The sequence below is a fragment of the Pseudomonas sp. S2_B10 genome (genome assembly GCF_054668425.1).
The window spans coordinates 660,429-686,751 of the sequence record NZ_CP162768.1 but is presented as its reverse complement, the minus strand read 5'-3'; the positions used below and the strand labels follow the sequence as shown (position 1 = coordinate 686,751).

Annotated in this window: 25 protein-coding genes and 1 pseudogene; 15 read left to right on the top strand and 11 right to left on the bottom strand. The window is 60.3% G+C overall.

Annotated elements, in window-relative coordinates; translation table 11 throughout:
- Nucleotides 1-55 precede the first annotated feature (55 nt).
- Together ggt and AB4O45_RS02950 are read left to right on the top strand one after the other, a co-directional pair.
- A complete protein-coding gene (gene ggt / locus AB4O45_RS02955; protein ID WP_460161049.1) occupies nt 56-1,783 on the top strand; it encodes a gamma-glutamyltransferase in 1,728 nt (575 codons plus the stop codon).
- Between the two features lie 64 nt (nt 1,784-1,847).
- Nucleotides 1,848-2,381 (top strand): cysteine hydrolase family protein, encoded by a 534-nt coding sequence (locus tag AB4O45_RS02950; protein ID WP_056788931.1) that lies wholly within the window; start codon nt 1,848-1,850, stop codon nt 2,379-2,381.
- 156 nt (nt 2,382-2,537) lie between these two features.
- On the opposite strand, the gene AB4O45_RS02945 is transcribed toward AB4O45_RS02950, so the two are convergent.
- Nucleotides 2,538-2,852, bottom strand: a complete 315-nt coding sequence (locus AB4O45_RS02945; RefSeq protein ID WP_460161048.1) for a DUF7693 family protein — start codon at nt 2,850-2,852, stop codon at nt 2,538-2,540.
- A gap of 160 nt (nt 2,853-3,012) precedes the next feature.
- Between AB4O45_RS02945 and AB4O45_RS02940 the strand changes: the two genes are divergently transcribed.
- Nucleotides 3,013-4,458, top strand: a complete 1,446-nt coding sequence (locus AB4O45_RS02940) for a SulP family inorganic anion transporter (RefSeq protein WP_041477048.1) — start codon at nt 3,013-3,015, stop codon at nt 4,456-4,458.
- Here AB4O45_RS02940 and AB4O45_RS02935 read toward each other — a convergent pair.
- Nucleotides 4,426-6,657 (bottom strand): response regulator, encoded by a 2,232-nt coding sequence (locus tag AB4O45_RS02935; RefSeq protein WP_252884457.1) that lies wholly within the window; start codon nt 6,655-6,657, stop codon nt 4,426-4,428. The two genes, AB4O45_RS02940 and AB4O45_RS02935, sit on opposite strands and share 33 nt — an antisense overlap.
- 187 nt (nt 6,658-6,844) lie before the next feature.
- Entirely contained in the window at nt 6,845-7,363 is a 519-nt protein-coding gene (locus AB4O45_RS02930; RefSeq protein ID WP_252876554.1) for a carboxymuconolactone decarboxylase family protein, read from the bottom strand.
- Nucleotides 7,364-7,494: 131 nt separating this feature from the next.
- Here AB4O45_RS02930 and AB4O45_RS02925 point away from each other — a divergent pair, with 131 nt between their 5' ends.
- Complete coding sequence (locus AB4O45_RS02925; protein WP_150741130.1) at nt 7,495-8,310, top strand: AraC family transcriptional regulator; 816 nt, start codon at nt 7,495-7,497, stop codon at nt 8,308-8,310.
- Between the two features lie 3 nt (nt 8,311-8,313).
- Here the strand turns inward: AB4O45_RS02925 and AB4O45_RS02920 are convergent, their stop codons facing one another.
- Nucleotides 8,314-9,207 (bottom strand): DMT family transporter, encoded by an 894-nt coding sequence (locus AB4O45_RS02920; protein WP_423663294.1) that lies wholly within the window; start codon nt 9,205-9,207, stop codon nt 8,314-8,316.
- Between the two features lie 89 nt (nt 9,208-9,296).
- Here AB4O45_RS02920 and AB4O45_RS02915 point away from each other — a divergent pair, with 89 nt between their 5' ends.
- Together AB4O45_RS02915 and AB4O45_RS02910 are read left to right on the top strand one after the other, a co-directional pair.
- Nucleotides 9,297-10,628, top strand: coding sequence for an aminotransferase-like domain-containing protein (locus tag AB4O45_RS02915; RefSeq protein ID WP_460161047.1), 1,332 nt, complete (start codon nt 9,297-9,299; stop codon nt 10,626-10,628).
- A gap of 40 nt (nt 10,629-10,668) precedes the next feature.
- Nucleotides 10,669-11,046 carry a c-type cytochrome gene (locus AB4O45_RS02910; RefSeq protein WP_150634958.1) on the top strand — a complete coding sequence of 126 codons (378 nt, stop codon included), beginning with the start codon at nt 10,669-10,671 and terminating at the stop codon, nt 11,044-11,046.
- A 526-nt stretch (nt 11,047-11,572) separates the two neighbouring features.
- Here the strand turns inward: AB4O45_RS02910 and AB4O45_RS02905 are convergent.
- Nucleotides 11,573-13,228: a sensor domain-containing diguanylate cyclase gene (locus AB4O45_RS02905; RefSeq protein WP_252876550.1), complete on the bottom strand. Its 1,656-nt coding sequence runs from the start codon at nt 13,226-13,228 to the stop codon at nt 11,573-11,575.
- 177 nt (nt 13,229-13,405) lie between these two features.
- Here AB4O45_RS02905 and AB4O45_RS02900 point away from each other — a divergent pair, with 177 nt between their 5' ends.
- Nucleotides 13,406-13,741: a hypothetical protein gene (locus tag AB4O45_RS02900; protein ID WP_095182042.1), complete on the top strand. Its 336-nt coding sequence runs from the start codon at nt 13,406-13,408 to the stop codon at nt 13,739-13,741.
- A 74-nt stretch (nt 13,742-13,815) separates the two neighbouring features.
- On the opposite strand, the gene AB4O45_RS02895 is transcribed toward AB4O45_RS02900, so the two are convergent.
- Nucleotides 13,816-14,256: a phage infection protein gene (locus AB4O45_RS02895; RefSeq protein ID WP_460161046.1), complete on the bottom strand. Its 441-nt coding sequence runs from the start codon at nt 14,254-14,256 to the stop codon at nt 13,816-13,818.
- A 124-nt stretch (nt 14,257-14,380) separates the two neighbouring features.
- Complete coding sequence (locus AB4O45_RS02890) at nt 14,381-14,950, bottom strand: chorismate mutase (protein WP_236168587.1); 570 nt, start codon at nt 14,948-14,950, stop codon at nt 14,381-14,383.
- Nucleotides 14,951-15,148: 198 nt separating this feature from the next.
- On the opposite strand from AB4O45_RS02890, the gene AB4O45_RS02885 reads away from it, so the two are divergent.
- The 4 genes from AB4O45_RS02885 to AB4O45_RS02870 all read left to right on the top strand — a co-directional run bounded on the left by AB4O45_RS02885 (nt 15,149) and on the right by AB4O45_RS02870 (nt 19,014).
- Entirely contained in the window at nt 15,149-16,507 is a 1,359-nt protein-coding gene (locus AB4O45_RS02885; RefSeq protein WP_095182040.1) for an MATE family efflux transporter, read from the top strand.
- An 88-nt stretch (nt 16,508-16,595) separates the two neighbouring features.
- Entirely contained in the window at nt 16,596-17,621 is a 1,026-nt protein-coding gene (locus AB4O45_RS02880) for an acyltransferase family protein (protein ID WP_252867849.1), read from the top strand.
- A gap of 61 nt (nt 17,622-17,682) precedes the next feature.
- Nucleotides 17,683-18,240, top strand: a complete 558-nt coding sequence (locus AB4O45_RS02875; RefSeq protein ID WP_056788962.1) for a YceI family protein — start codon at nt 17,683-17,685, stop codon at nt 18,238-18,240.
- Between the two features lie 87 nt (nt 18,241-18,327).
- Nucleotides 18,328-19,014: a GNAT family N-acetyltransferase gene (locus AB4O45_RS02870; protein ID WP_056788965.1), complete on the top strand. Its 687-nt coding sequence runs from the start codon at nt 18,328-18,330 to the stop codon at nt 19,012-19,014.
- A gap of 62 nt (nt 19,015-19,076) precedes the next feature.
- Here AB4O45_RS02870 and AB4O45_RS02865 read toward each other — a convergent pair whose 3' ends face one another.
- Nucleotides 19,077-19,517 (bottom strand): hotdog fold domain-containing protein, encoded by a 441-nt coding sequence (locus AB4O45_RS02865; RefSeq protein ID WP_095182037.1) that lies wholly within the window; start codon nt 19,515-19,517, stop codon nt 19,077-19,079.
- A gap of 158 nt (nt 19,518-19,675) precedes the next feature.
- Here AB4O45_RS02865 and AB4O45_RS02860 point away from each other — a divergent pair, with 158 nt between their 5' ends.
- On the top strand, nt 19,676-20,308 hold the full coding sequence (locus AB4O45_RS02860) for a TetR/AcrR family transcriptional regulator (RefSeq protein WP_130899260.1): 633 nt from the start codon (nt 19,676-19,678) through the stop codon (nt 20,306-20,308).
- Between the two features lie 217 nt (nt 20,309-20,525).
- On the opposite strand, the pseudogene AB4O45_RS02855 reads toward AB4O45_RS02860, so the two are convergent.
- Both AB4O45_RS02855 and AB4O45_RS02850 read right to left on the bottom strand, forming a co-directional pair.
- Nucleotides 20,526-21,651, bottom strand: a pseudogene (locus AB4O45_RS02855) (DmpA family aminopeptidase).
- Nucleotides 21,652-21,724: 73 nt separating this feature from the next.
- Nucleotides 21,725-22,828, bottom strand: a complete 1,104-nt coding sequence (locus AB4O45_RS02850) for a polyamine ABC transporter substrate-binding protein (protein ID WP_460161045.1) — start codon at nt 22,826-22,828, stop codon at nt 21,725-21,727.
- 111 nt (nt 22,829-22,939) lie between these two features.
- Between AB4O45_RS02850 and AB4O45_RS02845 the strand changes: the two genes are divergently transcribed.
- On the top strand, nt 22,940-23,719 hold the full coding sequence (locus tag AB4O45_RS02845; RefSeq protein ID WP_460161044.1) for a helix-turn-helix transcriptional regulator: 780 nt from the start codon (nt 22,940-22,942) through the stop codon (nt 23,717-23,719).
- A 122-nt stretch (nt 23,720-23,841) separates the two neighbouring features.
- Here AB4O45_RS02845 and AB4O45_RS02840 read toward each other — a convergent pair whose 3' ends face one another.
- Nucleotides 23,842-24,783 (bottom strand): class I SAM-dependent methyltransferase, encoded by a 942-nt coding sequence (locus AB4O45_RS02840; protein ID WP_460095113.1) that lies wholly within the window; start codon nt 24,781-24,783, stop codon nt 23,842-23,844.
- A 198-nt stretch (nt 24,784-24,981) separates the two neighbouring features.
- Between AB4O45_RS02840 and AB4O45_RS02835 the strand changes: the two genes are divergently transcribed.
- Nucleotides 24,982-25,395, top strand: a complete 414-nt coding sequence (locus tag AB4O45_RS02835) for a response regulator (protein WP_056788985.1) — start codon at nt 24,982-24,984, stop codon at nt 25,393-25,395.
- Between the two features lie 56 nt (nt 25,396-25,451).
- Complete coding sequence (locus AB4O45_RS02830) at nt 25,452-26,120, top strand: HAD-IA family hydrolase (protein ID WP_431078063.1); 669 nt, start codon at nt 25,452-25,454, stop codon at nt 26,118-26,120.
- Nucleotides 26,121-26,323: the final 203 nt, after the last annotated feature.

Sequence of the window (26,323 nt, the reverse complement as noted above, 5' to 3'; positions counted from 1 at the left end):
CTGAAGCGTTGCCCTGCGTTTTGCGCAGTCCCCAAAAACAAAAAGAGATCGACTCATGAAGTACGAACCTTTGGCCAGATCGCTCATTGCGACCTCCCTGGCGCTCAGCTGTCTCATGGCTCACGCGGCATCAGTGGCGCCGGTGGCGGCGGAAAACGGCATGGTGGTCACCGCGCAACATCTGGCGACCCATGTCGGCGTCGATGTGTTGAAAAACGGCGGCAATGCCGTGGATGCGGCAGTGGCCGTGGGCTATGCGCTGGCGGTGGTCTATCCGGCTGCGGGCAATCTTGGCGGTGGCGGGTTCATGACCATTCAACTGGCGGACGGACGTAAGACCTTTCTCGACTTCCGCGAGAAAGCCCCGCTGGCAGCGACCGCCAACATGTATCTGGACAAGGACGGTAACGTCATTCCGGAACTGAGCACGCGCGGCCATCTGGCCGTCGGGGTGCCGGGCACCGTGTCCGGCATGGAGCTGGCGCTGAGCAAATATGGCACCAAACAGCGCAAGGACATGATTGCCCCGGCGATCAAACTGGCCGAAGACGGTTTCGAGCTGCAGCAGGGCGATGTCGAGCTGCTCGAATACGCGACGGATGTGTTCAAGAAGGACATGCGCGATTCCGGCTCGATCTTCCTCAGCAACGGCGAGCCGATGCAGGTCGGGCAGAAACTGGTGCAGAAGGATCTGGCGAAAACCCTGCGGACGATTTCCGAGAAGGGCGCCGACGGCTTCTACAAAGGTTGGGTCGCCGATGCCATTGTCACGTCCAGCCAAGCCAACAAAGGCATCATCAGCCAGGCCGACCTGGACAAATACAAGACTCGCGAACTGGCCCCGGTGGAATGCGATTATCGCGGCTATCACGTAGTCTCGGCGCCACCGCCCAGCTCCGGCGGGGTGGTGATCTGCCAGATCATGAATATCCTCGAAGGCTATCCGATGAAGGACCTGGGCTTCCATTCCGCTCAGGGCATGCACTACCAGATCGAAGCGATGCGCCACGCGTACGTTGATCGCAACAGCTACCTCGGCGATCCGGATTTCGTGAAGAATCCGATCGAGCACCTGCTGGACAAGAACTATGCGACCAAACTGCGCGACGCCATCCAGCCGCAAAAGGCCGGCGTGTCGGCTGAGCTCAAACCCGGTGTAGCGCCGCATGAAGGCAGCAACACCACGCACTATTCGATCGTCGACAAGTGGGGCAATGCCGTTTCGGTCACCTACACCCTTAATGACTGGTTCGGCGCCGGCGTGATGGCGAGCAAGACCGGGGTGATCCTCAACGACGAAATGGACGACTTCACCTCCAAGGTCGGCGTGCCGAACATGTACGGTCTGGTTCAGGGGGAAGCCAATGCCATCGCGCCGGGCAAGGCGCCGCTGTCGTCAATGAGTCCGACCATCGTCACCAAGGATGGCAAAGTGGTGATGGTGGTCGGCACGCCGGGTGGTAGCCGGATCATCACCGCGACCTTGCTGACCATGCTCAATGTGATCGATTACGGCATGGGGCTGCAGGAAGCGGTCGACGCGCCGCGCTTCCATCAGCAGTGGATGCCGGAGGAAACCAACCTCGAAGACTTCGCCGCCAGCCCGGATACGAAAAAGCTCCTCGAGAGCTGGGGCCACAAGTTTGCCGGCCCGCAGGATCCCAACCACATCGCCGCGATTCTGGTCGGCGCGCCGTCACTGGACGGCAAACCGGTTGGCAAGAATCGCTTCTACGGCGCCAATGATCCACGGCGTAATACCGGCTTGTCACTGGGTTACTGAGCGGAGTAAAAAGGGGCGGGCTCAGGTCCGCCCCATCTCAAGGACTGATCAAGGAAGGCTCGACATGACCACCGCATTACTGATCATCGACGTCCAGCAAGCACTGTGTGCTGGTGAATATCAGTGTTTTGAAATCGACCGCGTGATCGCCACGATCAATGATCTCAGCCAACGCGCCCGCACAGCTGGCGTTCCGGTGGTGTTGATTCAACACGAAGAAAAGGACGGTCCGTTCGTGCATGGCGCGGACGGTTGGCAACTGGCCGAAGGTTTGCTGACTTCGACGAAAGACCTGCGTGTAGGCAAGACTACCGGGGATTCTTTCTACCAGACCGATCTCGGCAAGCTGCTGCCCAGCGAAGACTTCGAACGTCTGATCATCTGCGGTCTGCAGACCGATTATTGCGTCAACGCCACGGTGCGCAGCGCGCATTCACTGGGCTACGACATCGTCGTCGCGCGGGATGCGCATTCGACGGTCGATAACGGCAACATGAGCGCTGAAGACATCATTGCCCAACACAACAAGGACTTCGCCGCCCTGACCAGTTCCGTGGCACGAATCGACGTCAAACCGGCAGCCGAGATCACCTTCTGAACTCACACAAACCTCCTGTGGGAGCGAGCCTGCTCGCGAAAGCGCTATGACAGCCAAGATCAAACCGACTGATATACCGCCTTCGCGAGCAGGCTCGCTCACACAGGCATTTGGTCGGTCTCAACATCAGAGAGCACCGCAGTCGGAAACGATGCACTAGGTTTGGACGCGATTCGCATCACGCAGCAACCGCTCGATCTGCGCCAGTTCCCATGTGCTGAGCAGACTCACCGGGTCCGTGCCATAACGCTGCCAAGTGTCCAGCGTCGCTTCGTCCCCGGCGCAGTTGCGCGCGTATTCACAGTGATGCAAGTGTCCCTCGGCGAAGTCCAACAGCAGATGCCAGCCCTCGATGTAAACGGCAATCAGCCCGGACTCGGACATTACCTCGCAGACTTCGAACGCAAGCACGCCCAGCGCAGCTTCGCGCAGGCGCTGACACACATCACGGGCGGACAAAAACGCTGACATGCTGCGACTCGATTCGATGGACAAGCCTGCAAGGATAAGGCCCGCGCCACTCCATGTCAGCGTTTCACTGGCCCGAGGCCGAACAATTCCGTAACATTCGCCTCCCTCTTTTTTCGCGAAAACAGCAGCCGTGCCCAGCGGCCGCTCAGTCAGGTAAGCCATGAAACCGATTCGTCTGCGCGCCGATGTCCTCGCCGGACTCACCACCTCGTTCGCCCTGTTGCCCGAATGCATTGCTTTCGCCCTGGTCGCGCATCTCAATCCGCTGATGGGCCTGTATGGCGCTTTCATCATTTGCACGCTGACAGCGTTGTTTGGCGGCCGGCCGGGCATGGTTTCCGGCGCGGCGGGCTCGATGGCGGTGGTGATCGTCGCGCTGGTGGTGCAACACGGCGTGCAATATCTGCTGGCAACGGTGCTGCTCGGCGGTCTGATCATGATGGCGTTCGGGCTGTTGCGCTTGGGCAAACTGGTGCGCATGGTGCCGCATCCGGTGATGCTCGGTTTCGTCAACGGCCTGGCGATCATCATTGCCCTGGCGCAACTGGAGCACTTCAAAAGCGGCGAGCACTGGCTCAGCGGTACGCCGCTGTATCTGATGACCGGGCTGGTGCTGCTGACCATGGCCATCGTTTACATTCTGCCGCGCCTGACCAAAGCGGTACCGCCGGCGCTGGTGGCGATCCTTGGTGTCGGCCTGCTGGTTTACCTCTTCGGCCTGCCGACCCGTACCCTCGGCGACATGGCGCACATTGCCGGCGGTCTGCCGACTTTCGCCATGCCAGACATTCCGTGGAGCCTGGAAACGCTGCGCATCATCGCTCCGTACGCGATCCTGATGGCGATGGTCGGCCTGCTGGAAACCTTGCTGACACTGAACCTGACCGACGAAATCACCGAGACCCGTGGCTATCCGGATCGTGAGTGCGTGGCGCTCGGCGCGGCCAACATGGTGTCCGGTGCGTTCGGCGGCATGGGCGGTTGCGCGATGATCGGCCAGACCGTGATCAACCTCAGCTCCGGCGGGCGCGGGCGCTTGTCCGGTGTTGTTGCCGGTGTGCTGATTCTGTTGTTCATTCTGTTTCTGTCGCCGCTGATCGAGCGTATTCCGCTGGCCGCACTGGTGGGGGTGATGTTTGTGGTATCGCAGCAGACGTTCGCCTGGGCGTCGTTGCGGGTGATCAACAAGGTGCCGCTGCACGATGTGCTGGTGATCATCGCCGTGACCACCATCACCGTGTTCACCGATCTGGCCACGGCCGTGCTGTGCGGGATCATCATCGCCGCGCTCAACTTCGCCTGGCAGCAGGCGCGCGAACTGTACGCCGATGAACACCTGGAGGCCGACGGCAGCAAGCTCTATCGCCTGCACGGCACGCTGTTCTTTGCCTCGACCACGCCGTTTCTCAATCAGTTCGATCCGGCCAACGATCCGGCGAAAGTCACTCTCGACTGCCGACACCTGAGCTTTGTCGATTACTCGGCGATTGCCGCGTTGAAAACCCTGCGTGAACGCTACGCCAAGGCTGGCAAGCATTTACAGGTGTTTCACCTGTCGGAACGCTGCAAGAAATTACTCAAGCGCGCCGGCGTCGATCACGACTGACGCCGCTGGTTTTGCGTCCTTGAGCCAGGTCTTGCCGAGAATCCGTGAGACCTGTTCGGCGGAGTAGGGCTTGGCGAGAAACTCGAAACCTTCGTAACCGCTGCGGGCCAGTTCTTCGCTGTAGCCGGAGGTCAGAATCACCGGTAGATCGGGGCGGCGCTGGCGCAGCTCCCTGGCCAACGCGACGCCGGTGATGCCCGGCATGACCACGTCGGAAAACACCGCATCGAACGCGCTGGCATCGCCGCCCGCCAACTGCAGGGCTTCTTCAGCGTTGGTTGCCCATGCGGTTTCATAGCCCAGATCCTGGAGGATCTGGTTGGCAAAACGACCAACATCGAGATTGTCCTCGACCACCAGTACCCGGCGTTTTTCGCAGGCCGGCTGTACCTCGCCATCGTCCTCGGTGTTGTCCTGTTCAGCCTCGTCCGCCGGCACTTGCGGCAAATACAAGGTGAACTCGGTGCCTTGGCCAAGGACGCTGGAAACATCGACGTTGCCGCCCGATTGCTTGGCGAAGCCGAACACCTGCGACAGCCCGAGCCCCGTGCCTTTGCCGACAGCCTTGGTGGTAAAGAACGGTTCGAAGATGTGTTCGAGGGTGTGTGCGTCGATGCCGGCACCGGTATCAGCCAAGGCTATCGACACGAAATGGCTGCTGGACCCGGCGTGACCGCGAATCGGCGGCAGCGCTTTGTGGCACTCCAGGCGCAATTTCAGCTCACCCTGACCGTTCATGGCGTCGCGGGCGTTAAGCGCAATGTTGATCAACGCGGTTTCGAACTGACTGAGGTCGACACGGATGTAGCAGGGGTGATCCGGTCGTTCGACGCACACGTGAATCTGCGCGCCGGTGACCGATTCGAGCATCTCGCCGATGTTTGCCAAACGTTCGCCGGCGTCGACTACCTGCGGATTGAGCGGCTGACGGCGGGCGAAGGCGAGCAACTGGCTGGTCAGCTTGGAGGCGCGCTCGACGGTGTCGGACACCGCGCGCATGTAGCGCTGACGGCGTTCTTCCGGCAGGTTGGGCTGGCGCAGAAAATCCACCGACGAACGAATGATCGTCAGCAGATTGTTGAAGTCGTGGGCGACGCCGCCGGTCAATTGGCCGATGGCTTCGAGCTTCTGCGACTGGCGCAACGCCGACTCGGCCTGGGCCAGGCGCAAGCTGCGCTCTTCGACCCGTTGCTCCAGCGTGGCGTTGAGCTCAGCCAGCGCCAGCAGGCCTTCACGCACATTGGCATCGGCGCGCACCCGCTCGATGTGCGCCCAGCACCGTTCGGTCACTTCGCTCATCAATGCCTGCTCAAATTGCGACCAGACCCGCGGCACTTTGTCGTGGACGGCCATCAATGCGGTCAGACGGCCCTGCTTGATCAGTGGTACACAAATGGTCGCGGTAATACCGATGGCCTGAAAGGTCGCCGACTCTTCCGGTGGTAGCTCGCTGCGGTTGTCATGGATGACCAGCGGTTCCCCGGCGCGCAGCAGAAGCACTGCCTTCTCACCGAAATCGCGCAGGCGGTAGTGGCCGACGATGCTTGGCGAACCCGGTGCCGCATAGTCGCCGCGAATGGTGAAGCCGTCCTCGTCGGCATCCATGTCGGCGTACGCGCAGTTGGACAATTGCAACTGCTCGACCATCAGCCGGGTGCTCGCCGCCAGGATTGCTTGCGCATCGGTGGCATTGGTCACCGCTTCGCCGATGGCATCGAGGACGGCCAGGCGTTGGTTGAGATAAACGGTCTGGGTGGTCTCGGTGACCGTGTCGAGCATGCCGACGACATTGCCCAGCGAGTCACGAATCGGGCTGTAGCAGAAAGTGAAGAACGCCTGCTCCGGACCGTTGCCGCGTTCGATCTTCAGGGCAAAGTTTTCGATGTAGGTGGCTTGGCCGGCATAGGCCGCCTCGGCTATCGGGCTGATCTCATGCCAGGCTTCTTTCCAGATGTCGCTGAAAGGACGTCCCAGCGCATGCGGCTTGTCGCCGAGAATCGGCACGAAGGCGTCGTTATAGAGAGTGATCAATTGCGGGCCCCAGACGATCGCCTGAGGGAAATGCGACGCGAGACTGAGCGAGACAGTGGTCTTGAGTACATCGGGCCAGTTTTCCAACGGGCCGAGGGGCGAATTCGCCCAGTCGTGACGGCGGATCTGCCCGGCCATCTCGCCGTTGTCTTGCAACCAGTCTGTCATGGGGTTCGTGTCTTTCCGGGGCATTTGTCTGAGAACAAAGACCTGCGCGCAGGGTGTTTGGTTTCAGCGCACCAGACACTGTTTGCGCTGCGAATTATTCTGACCTACATCATGGCAGCAAAAAACAGCGCTGGCGAAAAGAGCATCTTTTCGCCAGCGGATTTTTCTTCAGTTCGTGAGCGACTGCTCAGGCCTCGACGGTCGGGAAATCAATGTCGGTCAACGCCGTGTTGTTCAGGTAGTTGGTCAATGTCTGCACGGCCACCAGGGCAATCACTTCGATAATCTTGCGGTCATCGATACCGGCAGCGCGAGCAGCGGCCAACTGTTCATCGCTCAAGTGGCCACGGGTTTCGGTCAGTTGGCGGGCGAGGGCGGCGTAGGCATTCAGTTCGCCTTGACGGGCCGCGACGATGTCCTGTGGCGAGAGCCCGGCCTTGCCGGCGAACATTGTGTGTGCGGACAGGCAGTAGTCGCAGCCGTTTACTTGCGAAGTGGCGAGGTAGACGGCTTCTTTTTCCTGGGCGCTGAGCGAGGTCTTGCCGAGGATCGCCGAAGCTTGCAGGTAAGTGTCGAATGCAACTGGCGCTTGGGCGAGGGTAGTGAAGACGTTGGGCAGGAAGCCGATTTTTTTCTTCACGCCTTCCAGTGCAGGACGGGTGGCATCGGTGGCGGTGTCGAGGCTGATAGCGGGGATGCGGCTCATGGTGATTCTCCGAAATTCCGCAGCGAAGTGCAGCGGCGATGGAGAGATCTTAGGGGCTGCCAATGGCGCTTTGGCGGCAAATCGTCGAGAATATGCGGCAGATCGTCCAGATATGCCTTCGGGAGTCAGCCATGGATCGCCTTTCCACATTACTCAGTCATTTCGGCGTGAACGCCGGCACCTTCCATAGCGGCGCGTTTTGCGGCGTGAGCGTTCACGAAGGCGAGCCGGTCGGCCATGTGCATGTTCTGCAAGCCGGGGCGTTGCTGCTCAAACCGGGCAACGAGCGGGAGATCCGTCTGGACGAACCGTCACTGATTTTCTTTCCCCGGCCGTTTACCCATCGAATGTTTGCCGACGAAGCCATGGCCAGTCAGATTGTCTGTGCATCGCTGACCTTCGACGGCGGCTCGGGCAATGCCCTGGCCGCCGCGCTACCCGACTATCTGGTATTGAAACTCACCGACATCCCGGAACTGCGCAGCACCCTTGACTGGCTGTTCAATGAAGCCTTTGAAGGGCATTGCGGGCGCGTGGCGGTGATGGATCGCCTGTTCGAATTGCTGGTGATTCTGTTGCTGCGCCATCTCATCGGCAGTCGAGATCAGCAACCGGGCATGATGGCCGGGCTGGCTGACCCGCGCTTGTCTCGCGCTTTGAACCTGATCCATGAGCAACCGCACAAGCCCTGGAGTGTGGCCGATCTCGCGGCGGCGGCGAACCAGTCCCGCGCCGGTTTTGCCGAGCAGTTTCGCCGGGTTGTCGGGCAGACGCCGGCCGATTATCTGCTGAGCTGGCGCGTCAGTCTTGCGCAGAAACGCCTGCGCGAAGGCCGGCCGATTGCGTTGATTGCCGAAGAGGTCGGTTACGAAAGTCCGTCGGCGCTGGCCCGGGCGTTTCGGCGCAAGACCGGGCTGAGTCCTCGGCAATGGAAAGCCGGACACTGAACATTACTTGGCGAATTTCTTCGCTCCGGCCACGCAAAGAATCACCCCCAGCGTGACGCCGAGCATGCCGACGCTGACCTGCTCATGCAGCAACGTCGCCGCCAGCGCCAGACCGAAAAACGGCTGCAGCAACTGCAACTGCCCGACCGCCGCAATCCCGCCCTGGGCGAGGCCGCGATACCAGAACACAAAGCCGATCAGCATGCTGAACAGCGACACGTAGCCCAGGCACATCCACGCAGGCAAGCTGATGTTGCCGAACGAGGCGGGCGCCAGCCACAGGCTCAGCACTGCCATCAGCGGTAACGACATTACCAGCGCCCAGCAGATCACCTGCCAGCCGCCGAGGCTGCGTGACAGTTTCGCGCCTTCGGCGTAACCGAGGCCGCAGGCGAGAATCGCCGCGAGCATCAGCAGATCCCCGATGGGCGAGGCGCTCAGGCCTTGCGACAGAGCGAAGCCCACCACCAATGCGCTGCCCAGCACCGAAAAGATCCAGAACACCGGCCGTGGCCGCTCACCGCCACGCAAGACACCAAACATTGCCGTGGCCAGCGGCAGCAATCCTACAAACACGATCGAATGCGCTGACGTTACGTGCTGCAATGCCAGCGCGGTCAACAGCGGAAAACCCAACACCACGCCCAGCGCCACAATCACCAGCGACAGCCACTGATGGCGCGACGGTCGCTGTTGCTTGAACAACAGCAGAAGTCCGACCGCCAGTGCGCCGGCAATCGCTGCTCGCACCACGGTCAGAAACACCGGATCGAATTCCAGCACCGCCAAACGTGTGGCCGGCAGCGAACCGCTGAAAATCAGCACGCCGATAAAACCGTTGATCCAGCCGCTGGTTTTTTCCAGCGCCGGGTTGGCCGCAGTCGATGTTGTGTGCATGTCGGTCGCGCTCAAAGAGTGGCTTGTATCGCCGTGATCCTAGGGCGGACAATCAGCACAATCAAAAAATTGTCATGGATACAGCCGGCATGCCCCGATCCCGTTACAAGACCTTGGTTGACCGCTATGCGGCGGATATTCGTGGCGGACGACTGCCACCGGGCACGCGATTACCTACGCATCGGCAACTGGCGGCGCAGGAAGGACTGGCGCTGGTTACCGCTTCACGGGTTTATGCCGAGCTTGAGGCGATGGGCCTGGTCAGTGGCGAAGCCGGGCGCGGCACTTTTGTGCGGGAAACGTCGCTGGCGCCGGGGCAGGGCATCGATCAGAAAGACGTAGCGGTCGGCATGATCGACCTGAATTTCAACTATCCGTCGTTGCCCGGTCAGGCTGAGCTGTTGCGCACGGCGTTGCGGCAACTGGCGTTGTCCGGCGATCTCGAAGCGTTGCTGCGTTATCAACCCCACGCCGGACGTGCCCACGAACGCGCCTCGGTGGCGCGACATTTGTCGACACGCGGCGTGACCGTTGAAGCCGACCAAGTGCTGATCGTCAATGGCGCTCAGCAAGGTTTGGCGGTGACGCTGATGGCCCTGCTCAAACCCGGTGATGTGATCGCCGCCGATGCGCTGACCTATTCCGGGTTCAAGGTGCTGGCCGACGCGTTGCATCTGGAAGTGCTGGCGATCCCGATGACAGAGCACGGCCCGGATTTGCCGGCACTGGACAGGCTCTGCCGCCAGCGTGCGGTGCGCGCCGTGTACAGCATGCCGACGCTGCACAATCCGCTGGGCTGGGTCATGCCACTGGAACAGCGCGAGCAATTGGTGGCGATTGCCCGGCGCTATGATCTGACACTTATCGAAGATGCGGCCTACGCGTTTCTGGTGGAAAATCCGCCGCGAACCTTGATCGATCTGGCACCGGAACGGACGTTTTACGTATCGGGCCTGTCGAAAAACATCGCCACCGGTTTGCGCGTCGGCTTCATCGCGGCGCCGCTGCCTCAAGTGCCCGCACTGGAGCGAATCATTCGCGCGACAACGTGGAACACGCCCGGGGTGATGACCGCCATTGCGTGCGGTTGGCTCGACGACGGCACCGTCACCGTGCTTGAGGAGCAGAAACGTCGTGATGCGATGGCGCGACAGGCCTTGGCCGCCGAGGTGCTGAAGGGGCTGCGCTACATTGCTCATCCGGCCTCGTATTTTCTGTGGTTGCCGTTGCCCGAAGATGTGCGTGCCGATCAGATCGTGGTCGAGTTGATGCAGCAGCAGATTTCGGTCACCAGTGCAGAGCCGTTTTCGCTGTCGGGCCATACGCCCCATGCGATTCGTCTGGCTCTCGGGTCGGTGGACATGCACGTGTTGCGTCAGGCGTTGATCACTGTCAGAACGATTATCGGCGCTTATCTGTAAACTGCGTTCACGCCATGCAAAGCCAGGTTTGGACTGTTTAATGAAATTCACCACAGCACTGCTTCTCGCCTTGATCTTCAGCACCAGCGCTCAGGCTGAGGGCGATCCTGAAGCCGGGGCGAAAATCTTTCCGCGTCTGTGCGGCGGTTGCCATCAGGTTGGCGAGTCGGCTCGTTCGGGGTTTGGTCCGCAGTTGAACGGCATCGTTGGCCGGGCTGCGGGGACTTCGGCCAATTATGTTTATTCCGCTGCGATGAAGAACTCGGGGATTACTTGGGATCGGGCGACGTTGAAGGCTTATCTGAAGGATCCGAAAGGGGTGGTGCCGGGGACGCGGATGATTTTCTGGGGGCTGAGTGATGAGGATAAGTTGAATAATTTGTTGGCTTATCTGCAGAAGTTCAGTGCTGAGCCCTAGTCGGGCGATGGTTTCCTGGCTGATTGAGTACATATCCATTGCTGCGGTAACGGCTGCTTAGGGTTCCGCCCTTACGGCGGGTCACCTTTTTCAAACGCCGGAGTGCCGGCCCAGCAAAAAGGTAACCCAAAAGGCTTGCTCCTGCGTTCGGCCCTCGCAGGCTCGGGTCCCTTCGCTGCGGGATCGATCCGGGCGCAGCGGCTCCGGTTTGCTTCGCTGCACCTCCTTCCGCTGTGTCTGGCTGCGCCAGACGGTCGCTGCGCTCCCACGCCCGGATCAATCCCTCCGCTCAGCCTTCCGACGTCGCCAGTAGATCAAGATCAAGAGCACTCGAGCTAACGCTCATTGTTGAGTGGGGCGGCTTCGCCGCGGGCAGCTGCGCTGCTTTGCTTTTCTGTGGGAGCGAGCCTGCTCGCGAAAGCGGTTCTCCTGCCGACCCATATTTGCGGTTTTCCCCCATCCCTGGAGGAGCTGGCTGGCCAGCGAGGCCGGCGGGCCGACCTGTCTCAGGTTGATATACGCGGTGTCAGTGAGCATGGAACGCCACCTGATTGCGCCCCGCAGCTTTCGCCTGATACAGCTGCTGATCGGCGCGTTTGATCAGGGCCGTGTGGTTGTTGTCTGCCGGATCTGCCAGGCCAAGGCCAATACTCACCGTGACGTTGCCGACGCCGGGAAACTGCGCTTCGGCGACTGCCATGCGAATTTTTTCGGCAACGACTTCCGGGGTGTCGGGTTGCGCGACTTCCGGCAGCAGTACGGCGAACTCTTCGCCGCCGTAGCGGGCGACGAAATCGGTGCTGCGTACGCTGTTCTGGATCAAGGTCGCCAGTTGTTGCAGGACCTCATCACCGACCGCGTGGCCGTGGCTGTCATTGATGCGTTTGAAGTGGTCGGCATCGATCAGCAGCAGGGCGAACGGGCGCCCGGTGCGTCGGGACAGCAGCGAGTATTCAGTGATTTTTTCGTCAAAACGGCGACGGTTGTAAACGCCGGTCAAGCCGTCGTGTGTGGCCAGACTCAGCAGTTCGGCGTTGGCCTCGGTGAGTGCGGCAGTGCGTTGCGCCACGGTGGCTTCCAGCGAGGCGTTGGCTTCTTGCAGTTCGCGCTCCTTGCCTAGTAGCGACTGCGTCATTGCGTCGATGGACTGGCCGAGCTGGGCGATTTCCAGTACCGGATGCTGGAGCTGGAACTGCGCGCCGGACTGGTTGTTCTGCACCTGTTTGGCCGAGTGCGCGAGTTGTTCGATCGGCCGGCTCAGGTACAGCGCCAGGTAATAAGCCACGAGACCGAAAACGATGGCGGCGAAAACGCCGAGTATCAACAGTTCATATTGCAGCGTTCGCGCCGGTTGCAGCGCGGTCTCCAGTGGCTGGCGAATGGCGATCGACCACGACAGCGCCGTGCCCGATGGCGTCGGCACGGTGACCATGCTGGTCAGGTACCCGTTGGCCGCCGTCCAGCCCGACAATACCGGATCGTTGGTCGCCAGTTGTTGGCCCATCAGCGCTTCGGGGTAGAGCACCTTGCCATCGTGGTCGACGATCAGCGCCTGGATATCCGGCGCCGAGTTTTTGTGGGAAAACGCCGCCGACTCGACGATGCGCGTCACCCAACTCCAGTGTGCATGTGCGCCCAGCACGCCAATCACCTGCCCTTCGGCATTGTGGATTGGCGCGGCAAAATCGATGAAGCGCAACGGCTCGCCATTGGGCAGGCCCGGCAACAACTTGGCCAGCAACACTGCTTCGTGGGGATCGCCGGTGTATTGCCGGCGCAAGCCGATCTGGAACCACGGGCGTTTCTGCACCGATTGACCGACCAGCAGATCATTGACGGCCTGGCGGACGTTGCCCTCGGCGTCGGTGACGCCCATCCACGCATATTCGGCGCGCGCCTGGGTGCGCAACTGCATCGACTTGAGGATGGCTGGGTTGTCCAGATCTCCGCGCTCCAGATGCGGTGCGCGACTGAGCAGGTAGACCTCCAGTTGCCGTTCGCGCAGTTGTTCGCCCAACAGCGTCGCCGCTGCACGCGCGGTGTTCAGCAAGGCGTTGCCGCTGGCCTGCTTCATTTGTTCGGTGGCGATATGACCGACATAAAAGCCGACGCTCAATAACGTCAGCAGGGACAAACCGCCGAACCACAGGGTGAGATGGCTACGCAGACTGGCTTTGAACATGGAGGCGGGTGTCTGTCTTTATTGAAGTGGCGCCATGGTATGCGACATCGCCGATGGGCGGCCAGCGAACGGGTTCATGTAAATACAAAGAAGATTGATGCCAATGAGCCATCATTTTGGTTAGAATGCGCGCCGCCCGAGAGACGGATCCCGGGCTTTTTCCCATGGAGTTTTACCGTGAAATACCTCAGCAAAGTAGTCGCCGCCACACTGTTCGGTGTGGTTCTGGCAGGTTGCACCGGCGCCCCGATGAAAACCGCCCATTACGACAGCAACCAATACACCGTGGTTGGCCACAGCGAAGCATCGGCCACCGGCCTGCTGCTGTTTGGCATCATCCCGATCCGCCAGAACAGCCGATTTGTGCGCGCGCAAAACGCGGCCATCCAAGCCAAGGGCGGCGATGCAATGATCAACACGCAGGTTCAGGAAAACTGGTTCTGGGCCTGGGTTCTGACCGGCTACACCACCACCATCTCCGGTGACGTGGTCAAGCTGAAAACCGCGCAATAAGCGACGGCTGAATGCAAAAAAGCCCGGCTGATCAGGCCGGGCTTTTTCATGGGTGTTGCGGTCATGCAGATGATTCAGGCGACACGGCGTTCGATCAGACGATCAGAACCACCTTCGGCAACACGGCGTTCGAGCAGACGATCCGAACCACCTTCGGCAACGCGGCGTTCGAGCAGGCGATCCGAACCGCCTTCAGCAACACGGCGTTCGAGCAGACGATCAGAACCACCTTCGGCAACACGGCGTTCGAGCAGACGATCAGAGCCACCCTCGGCAACACGGCGTTCGATCAGACGATCAGAGCCACCCTCGGCAACGCGGCGTTCGATCAGACGATCAGAGCCACCCTCGGCAACACGGCGTTCGATCAGACGATCCGAACCACCCTCAGCGACGCGGCTTTCGATCAACTTGTCCGAGCCGCCTTCAGCGACCAGGGTGTGAGCAGGTGTTGCTGCAAAAGCGTTAACTGCGAAAACCGAGAAAGCGATGCCGAGAAGGGTTTGGCGTTTCATGATCGTGTGCTCCAGGAAGTTGTTTGTTTGTCTGGAGCCGATGTTACGCCGCGCAGTTTTTATGAGAACTTCATTGACGTGATGGTGAACATCGACGCCGATGATGTTTGCCATGAGCGGCGATTCAGAGGGCTTTTGCCCGAATGCACAACTCGCCGCTGGCACGAATCAGCGCCATGTCATGCAGCGAATCAGCGGCCAGACCGTTGCGGACATTGGCCAGCCATGCCGGGCAATTCGGATCCTGGCGATAGGGCGCGAAGGCGGCGTACTGCTGCAACAAGCGCTTTTGCAGTTCATCCAGGCGCGGGCGGATCTGTTTGCCCAGATCCGGACGCGGTGTGTCCGGTGCAGCACCTGCCGCTTGCCATTGCGCGAGCAGACCGTATTGCACCAGTTTGTTCGCTTCCATCTGTGCGGCGATCAGTTGCGCGACATCGTCTGCGTCGAGTTGATGTTCGGCGGCCAGAGTTCGGGCATTGGCGATGACCTGCGCCTCTCTCGGGCTGTCCTGGATCGGCTTGCCGCTGTCCCACTTGGTCAACGCAACCAGATCGCCGATGCTCAGGCGTTCATTCAAAGTGGCCAGTAGCGGTTTCAATGAAGCAGGCGCCGCTGCGGGTGCGGCCGCTTGAGCGTAGGCGGCCGACAGAGCGAGGAGGGAGCCAAGCAGAAAATTTGCAACGTTACGCATGAACCGAGCCTCAATAGTACGTGTCGACAGAATCGCTGATTTACCACAGCCGCACACTGACACAAAGCGATGCCTGGCATTTACACAAATGCAAAACAGGCAATCAACGCCGATGGGAAATGTTGATTGCACGCTGCACGCAACTCACCGAAGCTATCGTCAATCAGGCCTGCCGCCGTCGAGATGGACCTCCATTCAATGCAAAGCGCCACCTTCGCCAAGCCGCTCTGGCAAACCTATCTGCTGTTTCTCGCGCCGATGGTGCTGTCGAACTTCCTGCAATCGATGTCCGGGACGGTCAACAGCATCTACATCGGCCAGATGCTCGGCACCCAGGCGCTGGCGGCGGTATCCGGCATGTTTCCCGTCGTGTTCTTTTTCATCGCCCTGGTCATCGGCCTTGGAGCTGGCGCGGGCGTGTTGATCGGTCAGGCGTGGGGCGCGCGCGAAACGCACATGGTCAAGGCGATTGCCGGAGCGACGTTGCTACTGGGTGTGTTGATCGGTTTGGTCGCGGCGGTGCTGGGCACGGTGTTTGCGCGACAGGCACTGACGGGGTTGGGCACGCCGGCGGATGTGCTCGACGACGCGGTGGACTATGCCCACGTCATGTTGTGGATTCTGCCATCGCTACTGGTATTCGTGCTGTTCACCCAATTGCTGCGTGGTGTCAGCGATACGCTGTCGCCATTACTCGCGCTGATCGTCTCCACCACCGTGGGGCTGGCGCTGACGCCGGCATTGATTCGCGGCTGGCTGGGCTTGCCACCGTTGGGCATTCAGAGCGCGGCGTATGCCGGGCTGGCGGGGAATCTCTCAGCAATGGCGTGGCTGGCCTGGCGGCTGATCCGCAAGGGCCATCCGCTGGCGCCGGATCGAGAGTTCTTTGCCGCATTGCGACTGGATCGGGTCATTCTCGGCAAGGTCCTGCGCATCGGCCTGCCCACCGGCGTACAGATGATCGTGCTATCGTTATCGGAGCTGGTGATCCTGGCACTGGTCAACCAGCACGGCTCGCAAGCGACGGCGGCGTATGGCGCGGTAACGCAGATCGTCAACTATGTGCAGTTTCCGGCGCTGTCGATTGCGATCACCGCATCGATTCTCGGTGCCCAGGCAATCGGCGCCGGGCATCTGCAACGCATGGGTCCGATCCTGCGCACCGGGCTGTTGATCAATGTGTGCCTGACCGGTGGCCTGATTGTGCTGGGTTATCTGCTATCGCACTGGCTGCTGGGCCTGTTCCTGACCGAGGACTCGACCCGGGCGATGGCCGAGCATCTGCTGCACATCATGCTCTGGAGCCTGTTGGTGTTCGGCTTCCAGGCCATCATCGGCGGGATCATGCGCGCCAGCGGCACCGTCCTGGTGCCGGTGGTCATTTCGATTGTCTGCGTGGTCGGCGTGCAGTTGCCGGCGGCGTACTGGCTCGATGGGCAGTTCGGTTTGCAGGGTGTGTGGATGGCTTTTCCGGTTGCCTATCTGGGGATGCTGATACTGCAGACGCTCTATTACAAACTGGTCTGGAAACACCAGAAGATCGAGCGGTTGATTTAGGCACGGCGGACAAACATTTCTCTGTCCCCCGAGACGAAAGCATCGTAGCGTATGCGCCCACAACAATAAGGGAATGACGAGGGTTCAAGTGGGAGCTTTTCGACTGCTGTTGGCGGTGTTGGTCGCTGTATCTCATATGGGCAAAAAGTTCGCCGGACTGAATCCTGGTGTGATCGCCGTCATCTCGTTCCTGATCATCAGTGGATTCGTCATGGCTTCGCTCATCGAGCGAAACTACCGTGAGCCGAGGAAGATCGGTCTGTTCTATATCGACAGGGCTCTGAGGTTGTATCCGCAATTTCTGGTCTACTTCGTCGCCTCGTGTCTGGTTATTCATTTTCTGTTGCCCGGTACGCCCCAAGCGGCTGAGCTGACATGGAAGACCCTGTCCACCAGTTTGCTCATGCTACCGCTTGGCTATTACATGTTCGGCGTCGGCGGGACCGAGATCCTGCCACCGGGCTGGTCGCTGGGGCTGGAAATGAGTTTTTATCTGTTGATCCCATTTCTGCTGATTTTCAAGACGCAGGGTGTCGCCTTTGCTGTCTCGGTCGGGATTTTTTTGCTGGCTTGCCTTGGCTTTATCAATACCGACGTCTATGGATATCGTCTGCTGCCGGGTGTGTTGTTCATCTTCCTGTGCGGCTGCTATCTGTACCAACGCAATATCAGAGCAATGGTCGTTGTCACCGGCACAGCCGTTGCGGCGGGACTGATGTTTGTAGCGATCATGGTCGGATGGATTGAGCGTCATCCGTTCAATGCCGAAGTCACTCTCGGTATCGCGGTGGGCATTCCCTTGGTCTACCTGTTGACCAAACTCAAGTTCCACCGGATGGACGAGTTCCTGGGCAATATCAGTTATGGCGTGTTTCTTAACCACTTTGTGGTGATGTATCTACTGCGGGGTTTTTGGCCCGTCGCGTATGACGCCTACGTTGTCGGAGCGGTGCTGGCGTTGTCATTTTTCTGCAGTGGCCTGACGTATTACTGCGTCGAGCGACCGGCGCTGAAGTTGCGTCACCACCTGCGCGGCAGGGCGAAGGAAAGGCCGGTTCAACCGGGGAGCGCCGAGAAAATCGTATTCCCTGTGAGTGAGCGTGAACTGGCATAACGCTCGGCTGTTTGCTTAAGTCAACCAAGGCCCCGACGACACACGCCGCCCGGAGAATTTCATGACGTCGCGATTGCTGCTGGTTGCCGCGTTTACATCCTTTGTCATGGCCGGTGCGCAGGCCGCTGAATATAACCGGGTCAACACCAGCGCCAGCCAGATCAGTTTCACCTACAACCAGATGGGCTCGCGAATGTACGGCACCTTCGGCAAGTTCGAGGCGGCTCTGGATTTAGATACCGAAAACCTTGCCAACGCCCGCACCACCTTGCATATCGACCTGAGCAGCATTGACGCCGGCAGCGAAGACGCCAATACCGAGCTGGTGAAACCCGCCTGGTTCGATACTGAAAAATTCCCGCTCGCGGTATTCGAGTCCCGCCGCTTCACCCAGGTGGCCGAGCATCGTTACCAGGTCGCCGGTCAGCTCACGCTCAAGGGCATCACTCGCGATGTCGAGGTGCCGGTGGAGCTGAAACCGGACAACGCCATTGGCATTTTCGACGGCGAGCTGGTGCTCAACCGTGAGGAGTTCGGCCTCGGCGCAGGGGAGTGGGCGGACAGCGTGGTGTCGAAGGACATCTACATCAAATTCAGGGTGGTGGCGCCACAACAGTGACGGTTCGATAGATTCGGCGCGGTATGATGTCGCGGTTCGTCGACGGCTCTGATCATCGGCAACGTTTTTTATCGCCGGAGTTTGCCCATGCCACGCATCACCCACTACACCTCCCCATGCCCGGAAAGCGTCAACAGCCAGATCCTGCAAATGGTCGTCGATTACCTGACCGACATCAGTGCTGTCGGCCTCGGCCCGAGCAATCTGCTGTACAACGTTTATCAGTACGCGGTGGGTTTCGAGGTGCATCTGTACCTCGAGGCGTTGAACGGCCAGAAGGGCACCGAGGTGGAATTGCTGGTGGCCACTGACGATGAGGATCCAGAGCAAGTCATCGGATTTCTCATCTGTCTGCCGGTGCAGGGCGATTGGGAGGCGTGCAGCGTCGCGTACATGGCGGTGCGTGAAGGCCATCGGCGCCAAGGTGTGGCGCGGGCGATGCTCGCGGACATGGTCGGGCGCTATCCGCATGCGGAACTGGCCTGCAGCATTGGCAAGGTGCCGTATTTCGAGGCGCTGGGTTTTGAAGTGATCGGCCAGCGCGAGACTCAGGTGCTGATGAGCACGCGGCATTACCGCAGCAACGGCTTGCGCGGGTTCATCGACACCACGCCGATCTACCGCTCGCTGGAAGTGCAGCAGATTCATACTTACTTGCTGCAGAAAAACGGCAAGCGCGCGATGCTCGATGCGGAAAAACAACGCGACCGCCATCTGGACCAGACCAGCCGCCACGTAGAAGAGTTTGTCCGTCAGCGCCTGACTCTGCACTGACCCGGCCAGTAAAAAGCCCTTGCTGCGCATTGCGCAACGAGGGCTTTTTTGTGCCTGCAATCTCAACCGATCTTGACGTTCATGGTGATGCGCGCGGTGAAGACTTTTTTGCCCTCGGTATCGTGAATGTCGACGTTGACCACCTTGTCGCCATCGCTTTGCCAATCCACACCTTCGGCGCTGGCCACGGCGGTGACGTCGGTTTTCGCCTTGGCCAGGTATTCCACGGTCATGCCCTTTGGAATCCAGCGCGCGCCGGGCGGGATCGAGACGTCGGTCATCATTCCGCCGGCCAGTTCCGCCGCGTTGCACAGGGCGATCGCATGCACCGTGCCAAGGTGATTGGTAATTTCCTTGCGAAACGGCACTTGTACGGTGGCGGCGTTCGGGCGCAATTCGCTGATCAGCGGATTGATGGTGCTGAAGTACGGGGCGAACTGACAGGCCATTTTGCTGAATGCATCCGCGCCGACGCTGTTGAACATGCTGAGAGATTGACTCATGGAAGCCTCACTGGGTGGTTTGCAGAATTATGTTCCGTTACAGAATAATGTTCTGTAACGGAACGGTATTCTGTTCGCGGCAAATCTGTCAACCTAGGCGCGATTTGTTCACGGGCACGTGACGCCTTTATCAACCTCCGTTTTTGGACCCGAGCAGCATGGACACCGCCGATCTACTGGAACGCAGCTACCCCGGCCGCCGCGCCGAACTCAAACGCGATATCTTTCGCAAGGCCCTGAGCCTGTTCAATGAACAGGGGATCGAGGCCACCACCATCGAAATGATCCGTGCCGAGTGCGACACCAGCGTTGGCGCGATCTACCACCATTTCGGCAACAAGGAAGGGCTGGTCGCGGCGCTGTTTTTCACCGCGCTGGAGGATCAGGCGCGTCTGCGTGATGCGTATCTGGACGCGGCCAATACCACGGAGGAAGGAGTGCAGGCGCTGGTCTTCAGCTATGTCGACTGGGTCGAGCAGCAGCCGCAGTGGGCGCGTTTTCAGTACCACGCACGATTCGCAGTGACCAAAGGCCCGTTCAAGGAAGAGCTGGCCGAGCGCAACAAGACGCGCAACCTGCGCTTGGGCCAGTGGTTGGCCGAATCGGGTCGCGCCGCTGAGCTTAAGGATTTGCCTGCGGAGTTGCTGCCATCGCTGATCATCGGCCAGGCGGACAGTTACTGCCGGGCCTGGCTGGCAGGGCGAGTTAAGGGCAGTCCGATGGCTTATCGCGAAGTGCTTGCGCAGGCGGCATGGCGGTCGATTCGCGCCGAAGGTCTCGCCGAGAACTGAAATACGCAGACAAAAAAAGAGCCTCCAAGCTCTTTGATGGGGAGGAAGTAGAGCCAGTGAGGCTCAAGAGGCGTGTGAAGCAGAACTTGGGCTTGATTGGGAGTCAGTACACCCACGCCTACGCAGCGCCGGATCAATCCAGGCACCGCGTAGCTTCATCCTGGGAGCGTGCAATGGACGACTCAAGTACCGCCAGTCGTCCCTGCACAATGCCGGTTCATGCCGGACGCGATCCCGGCCAACCGGATTTTTTCAGCGCCGCCAGAAGCGTCTGCGCATCCAGGCCCGGCACCGAATGACCGTTGCCCTCGCTGCTGTCGCTGGCGAGCAGGGCATTGATGATCGCTTCTTCAACGGCTTCGGTCGCGGCCAGAAACAGCTCGCTGATGTGGTCGTTGTTGACCATGCGCAAGCCGTCGCAGGTGGCTGCGCGTTTAGCCTCGTAAGCGGCAGGCGGGACGTGATCATTGCCGGTGGCGAAGGCAATGAAGATGTCGCCGCTGTGGTCTTCGTTACCGCCGCCGGTACGCGCCAGGCCCAGGCTGGCACGCTGTCGCCAGGCGCGTGCATTGATGGGGCAGCAGCGGCGCATCAGTCGCCAGGCAAACGACGATCGAGCCCATGCCCGGGTGCGGCAACGCTGCCCGCAGAAACGGTGAGTCCTTCTGTTCCATATAGCGCCCGACCGGGTAACCATCGACGCGTAGTTCACTGCGAATGCCGTGGTTGGCCTGCACGATCGCGCCAACGGTCCAGCCACCTTGGGCAGCACTCAAACGGCGCGATGCGGTGCCGATGCCACCCTTGAATTCGTGGCAGATCATGCCGCTGCCACCACCCACCGCACCTTCGCGCACCGGGCCGTCCACGGCGCCGTTCAGTGCCTCGGCGACATGCTCGGGCTTAACGTGAAAGCCGTTGATGTCATTGAGCAGTCCATCGAAGGTTTCCAGCACCACCGGCATATTCCAGTAAAGCCGCCCGTCATCCGGCTGTTGCTCACGGTCCAGCACAATCAGCGCATCCCGCACCACACCCAGGCTGTGGGTGTTGGTAAAGGCAATCGGACTGGTCAGCAGACCGGCCTCGCGAATCCATTCCAGCCCGGTCGCATCACCGTTGCCATTGAGTACATGCACGCCGGCAAAGCACGGTTTCTGGCAGGTCGAGCCGGGGCGCGGCTCGATCAGCGTGACGCCGGTGCAGATGTCACGGCCGCTGCTGCTGCGACCGCGTACATTGCTGTGACCGACGCGCACGCCCGGCACATCGGTGATGGCATTGAGCGGGCCGGGTTGCATCTGGCCAATCAGGATATCGAGATCACGGGCACGCGGATTCATAAGGTTCAGTCTCTTGATTCAAAAGGTCGGGCGGCTTACCGCTCGGATGAGGCAGGCAGATTTCTCGCGCGGACTACTGGCCGTTCTTGACCTTGCTCCACACCCGCGTACGCACACGTTCGGCGGCTTTGGGCAAGGGTTCGAGGGTGTAGAGAGTGGCCATGGCGGCAGGGGACGGGTAGACCGCCGGGTTGTCGCGAGTTGCTGCTGCCACCAGCGTTGTCGCGGCGCGATTGCCATTCGGGTATGACAAGTGATCACTGACCGGCGCGATCACCTCCGGCCGCAGCAGGTAATCGATAAACGCCAGGCCCTGGGCGCGATTGGGCGCGTCCTTGAGCAGTACCAGAGTGTCGAACCACACCGGCGCGCCTTCCTTTGGCAGGCTGTAGGCGATCTTTACGCCGTTATTGGCCTGCTCGGCGTTGGTCTTGGCTTCGAGCATCGCCCCGGACCAGCCAACCGCCACGCAGATATTGCCGTTGGACAGATCGCTGATGAACTTCGAAGAGTTGAAGTAGGCGATGTGCGGGCGCAGCCTGAGCAGCAGTGCTTCGGCTTTTTTGTAGTCCTCGGGATCGGTGCTATTGGGCGGCAAACCCAGGTAATGCAGGGCGACCGGCAGCATCTCCGACGGCGAATCGAGCATCGCCACGCCGCACTCGCTCAGTTTGGCCAGATTGGCTTCGTCGAACAGCAACTCCCAGGAATCCACCGGCGCTTTGTCACCCAACGCGGCGCGGACTTTGTCGACGTTGTAGCCGATGCCGTTGGTACCCCACAGGTAAGGCACGGCGTACTGATTACCCGGATCGTTGACCGCGAGTTTCTTCAACAGCTCGGGGTCGAGATTCTGCCAGCCTGGCAGTTGATCGCGAGGCAAAGGGGCGAGGGCGCCGGCCTTGATCAGGGTCGGCAGGCTGAAGTTGCTCGCCACGACAACGTCGTAGCCGCTGCGGCTGGTCATCAGTTTGCCTTCGAGCACTTCGGCGCTGTCGAAGGTGTCGTACACCGGCTGGATGCCGCTGTCGCGCTGGAAATCATGCAGGGTGTTCGGCCCGATGTAGTCGTACCAGTTGTAGACATGCACGCTCGGCTCGTCTGCCGCCATGGCAACCGAGGAAAGACAAAAACAGGCCAGCAGGCCCGGGTTGATAGATCCACGGTGACGACGCATGATGCGGCACTCCTGGCCTGTCGCAGGCCGGTGATGAACTGGAGTGGTCAGGCTAGCGGGCCGGTCACACCAGCCCCATTCCCATCATGGGTTACTCGAAAGGGGTAGTGCGTGGACGCGTTGTTGCAGGAATTGCCGGTGCATCAGAGTCTGGCGCGGGTATTTTCCCACCTCGGGCAGGACGGTTTCTGGCGCGCGCTGGTCGACACCCTGCGCCTGCTGGTGCCGCTGGACAATGCCCTCGTCGCCCTGATGCAGCCCGGCCAGCCGCCGCGTTTGCTGATCGACTTCGACAGCAAGGGGGGCGTGGACGACCAGCAGGAGCTGGCCGGTTATACCGCCGGCATGTACCTGCTCGATCCGTTCTATCAAGCCGCCGTCAGCGGGATCAGCGACGGCCTGCACAGCCTGGCCTCTGTTGCGCCGGATCAGTTTCTGCACAGCGAGTATTACCAGAGCTACTTTCGTGCCGTGGTGGGCGAGGATGAATTGCAGTTTCTGATCAACGTCGAAGGCGCGGTACTCGGCTTGTCACTGGGCCGCTCGACCGCGTTTGGCATGGCCGAGCAGGGCCGACTGTTGTGCATTCGTGATTGGGTATTGGCGGCGATGCATCGCCACATGCAGTTGCTGCCGCCGCAAGGGCCGGTGGCTGACGCGGTGGTAGGTGATCTGGCGACGCTGCTGGACCGTTTCGATGCCCGGCTGACCGCGCGCGAGATCGACACGGCGCGTCTGATCCTGCAGGGCTTTTCCAGCAAGGCGATGGCCCAGCAGATGGGGATTTCGCCGGAGACCGTGAAAGTGCATCGACGTAATCTCTATCACAAGCTCAACGTCACCGGGCATGGTGAGTTGTTTGCGCTGGTGCTGCGGCCGACGTCTTTGTGACCAACGCAGAATTTGTGTGGGAGTGAGCCTGCTCGCGAAAGCGGTGTATCAGTCAACAAAATTGTTATCTGACACTGCGCTTTCGCGAGCAGGCTCGCTCCCACAGGTGAACTTACGCTGTGTTAGTGGCTGCGCTGGAAGATCAGGGCTTTCAGGCCGCTCTCTGGATCGATATCGGGAAACTCCGGCGGGTTGTCCAGCCGATGATCGAAGCGCAGGCTTGGCGCTTCCTGGGTCACGCTTTCAATCAGAAAGTCGGAACCGAACGACGGATCGTTCATGCACGCCAGCACTGTGCCTTGCGCAGTCAACAGTTCCGGCAAGCGGCGCAATACGCGTTGATAGTCCTTGGTCAGCAAAAAGCTGCCTTTCTGAAACGACGGCGGGTCGATGATCACCAGATCGTACGGGCCGCTGTTGATCACTTTGCCCCAGGATTTGAACAGGTCGTGGCCGAGAAAGCTGACCTTGCTCAGGTCGTGGCCGTTCAGGCGGTGATTGTCACGCCCTCGGCTCAGGGCCGCACGGGACATGTCGAGATTCACCACATGGCTGGCGCCACCCTCGATTGCCGCTACGGAAAAGCCGCAGGTGTAAGCGAACAGGTTCAACACCCGCTTGCCCGCTGCCTGTTCGCGCACCCAGTTGCGGCCGTAACGCATGTCGAGAAACAGTCCGGTGTTCTGCTTGCGACCCAGGTCGACGCGGTACTGCAAGCCGCCCTCGACAATGGTCATTTCTTCGATTTCCTCGCCGATAAGCCATTCGGCCGTGCTCTGCGGCAGATAACGATGCTGGATCAGCAAAGTGTGCGCGCCGGATTGCTGCCATTGGGGCGAGGCGGCGAGTTGCAGCAGCGAATCCCGCAGATCCTGCAGTTGCTCAGGCGCCGGTTCTTTGAACAGCGACACCAGCACCACGCCCTGCAACCAGTCCACGGTCAACTGCTCCAACCCCGGCCAGCAGCGCCCGCGCCCGTGAAAAAAACGACGGGTTTCGCTGGGCGCCGCCGCCAGTGCGGGCAGCAAATGAGCGTGGAGGGTAGCGAGGGCTTCAGGGTTCATGGATCAGGATCGGCCAGGCAAAGGGCCGGCATTTTAACCACAAATGAGGGGATTCGATGGGCGCTGCGCTTCGAAAAACAACACCTTGGCGAAATCCTCTGTATCAAAAATGAATTTCTACAGGGCGCGCTGCTCATACCAGATAAGCAGCGGATTCAAAACCGCTTATCAAAAATGTAATTCGGGGGAGTGCTGTTCATGTGCCCTACACCTACGTCGAGCGCGCACCTTCCTGGCGGGTTGATTCTGGTTGTCGAGGACGATCCGTTGATTCTGGAGTTTCTTTGCGAAATTCTTCAGGAGGAAGGGTTCAAGGTCGAACCGCAAACCAGCGCCGACGCCGCCTCACTGTATCTGGAAGAACACGCGGCGAACGTCGCGCTATTGCTGACCGACATCACCATGCCCGGCACGCTTAACGGCGCCGACCTGGCGAATCTGGTCGGCGATCGCTGGCCGGAAAAACCGGTGATGGTCATGTCCGGCTACGAGACGCCCGAGACCTCCGGGGTCAAGCATTCGGTGGCGTTCATCAAGAAGCCGTGGGCGATCGGTCAATTGCTCGACTGTGTGGAAAGTGCGTTCAAATCCAAGGCCCCGCAGTTGCACTGACAAGTGCTACATTGCCGGGCCAGGCTGCCCGGCCAACTGTCAGAGGATTTGTTCTTTTGTCTGCACAAGCATCGGTTTTTGATCGCGCATTCGGCGCGTTCCTGTTCGACATGGACGGCACCGTCCTCAATTCCATCGCCGCCGCCGAGCGCATCTGGTCAGCGTGGGCGGTGCGTCATGGTGTTGATGTCGAGACGTTTTTGCCGACCATCCATGGCGCACGTGCGATCGACACCATCACCCGGCTGAATCTGCCGGGAGTGGATGCCGATGAACAAGCGGCGTTCATCACCGCAGCGGAAATCAATGACGTTGAAGGCATTGTCGAGATCCCTGCGGCGGCGGCATTTCTCAACGCTCTGCCGAAAGATCGCTGGGCAATGGTGACGTCTGCGCCTCGCGATCTGGCGTTGCGGCGGATGGCGGCGGCGGGTATCCCCGAGCCGGCGGTCATGATCACGGCGGAAGATGTAAAGGCTGGCAAGCCTGATCCTGCGGGGTATCTGCTGGCGGCGAAAAAGCTCGGTGTCGAGCCAGCGGATTGCCTCATTTTTGAAGACGCCACGGTTGGCATTCAGGCTGCGGAAGCGGCGGGCGCGGCGTTGATGATCATCACCACCACGCACCAGCACCCGATCGAAACGGCGCATGCGACGCTGGCCAGTTACGATGCCATCGGCGTCAGCGTCGGCGCCGATGGTTTGCTTCGTCTGACGGAAATCTGATCTGTTCCGAAATGCCCCTCACCCTAGCCCTCTCCCGGAAGGAGAGGGGACTGACCGGGGGATATTCAGGTAATACGCCGACTTGAAAAGTCTTCTCTGAATCCATAATCGCTATGGTCTTTCAGGTCGAGGGCAAACTCAGCACAACTCGATCGGTTCCCTCTCCCCCGGGAGAGGGCCAGGGTGAGGGGCTACGGTCTGCC

Coding starts and splice junctions, on each gene's coding strand:
- AB4O45_RS02840 (WP_460095113.1), bottom strand. CDS start 24,783: ATGAACCCTGAAGCCCTCGCTACCCTCCACGCTCATTTGCTGCCCGCA.
- AB4O45_RS02865 (WP_095182037.1), bottom strand. CDS start 19,517: ATGAGTCAATCTCTCAGCATGTTCAACAGCGTCGGCGCGGATGCATTC.
- AB4O45_RS02920 (WP_423663294.1), bottom strand. CDS start 9,207: ATGCACACAACATCGACTGCGGCCAACCCGGCGCTGGAAAAAACCAGC.
- AB4O45_RS02905 (WP_252876550.1), bottom strand. CDS start 13,228: ATGTTCAAAGCCAGTCTGCGTAGCCATCTCACCCTGTGGTTCGGCGGT.
- AB4O45_RS02910 (WP_150634958.1), top strand. CDS start 10,669: ATGAAATTCACCACAGCACTGCTTCTCGCCTTGATCTTCAGCACCAGC.
- AB4O45_RS02915 (WP_460161047.1), top strand. CDS start 9,297: ATGCCCCGATCCCGTTACAAGACCTTGGTTGACCGCTATGCGGCGGAT.
- AB4O45_RS02925 (WP_150741130.1), top strand. CDS start 7,495: ATGGATCGCCTTTCCACATTACTCAGTCATTTCGGCGTGAACGCCGGC.
- AB4O45_RS02860 (WP_130899260.1), top strand. CDS start 19,676: ATGGACACCGCCGATCTACTGGAACGCAGCTACCCCGGCCGCCGCGCC.
- AB4O45_RS02950 (WP_056788931.1), top strand. CDS start 1,848: ATGACCACCGCATTACTGATCATCGACGTCCAGCAAGCACTGTGTGCT.
- AB4O45_RS02885 (WP_095182040.1), top strand. CDS start 15,149: ATGCAAAGCGCCACCTTCGCCAAGCCGCTCTGGCAAACCTATCTGCTG.
- AB4O45_RS02895 (WP_460161046.1), bottom strand. CDS start 14,256: ATGAAACGCCAAACCCTTCTCGGCATCGCTTTCTCGGTTTTCGCAGTT.
- AB4O45_RS02890 (WP_236168587.1), bottom strand. CDS start 14,950: ATGCGTAACGTTGCAAATTTTCTGCTTGGCTCCCTCCTCGCTCTGTCG.
- ggt (WP_460161049.1), top strand. CDS start 56: ATGAAGTACGAACCTTTGGCCAGATCGCTCATTGCGACCTCCCTGGCG.
- AB4O45_RS02940 (WP_041477048.1), top strand. CDS start 3,013: ATGAAACCGATTCGTCTGCGCGCCGATGTCCTCGCCGGACTCACCACC.
- AB4O45_RS02850 (WP_460161045.1), bottom strand. CDS start 22,828: ATGCGTCGTCACCGTGGATCTATCAACCCGGGCCTGCTGGCCTGTTTT.
- AB4O45_RS02875 (WP_056788962.1), top strand. CDS start 17,683: ATGACGTCGCGATTGCTGCTGGTTGCCGCGTTTACATCCTTTGTCATG.
- AB4O45_RS02945 (WP_460161048.1), bottom strand. CDS start 2,852: ATGTCAGCGTTTTTGTCCGCCCGTGATGTGTGTCAGCGCCTGCGCGAA.
- AB4O45_RS02935 (WP_252884457.1), bottom strand. CDS start 6,657: ATGACAGACTGGTTGCAAGACAACGGCGAGATGGCCGGGCAGATCCGC.
- AB4O45_RS02870 (WP_056788965.1), top strand. CDS start 18,328: ATGCCACGCATCACCCACTACACCTCCCCATGCCCGGAAAGCGTCAAC.
- AB4O45_RS02930 (WP_252876554.1), bottom strand. CDS start 7,363: ATGAGCCGCATCCCCGCTATCAGCCTCGACACCGCCACCGATGCCACC.
- AB4O45_RS02835 (WP_056788985.1), top strand. CDS start 24,982: ATGTGCCCTACACCTACGTCGAGCGCGCACCTTCCTGGCGGGTTGATT.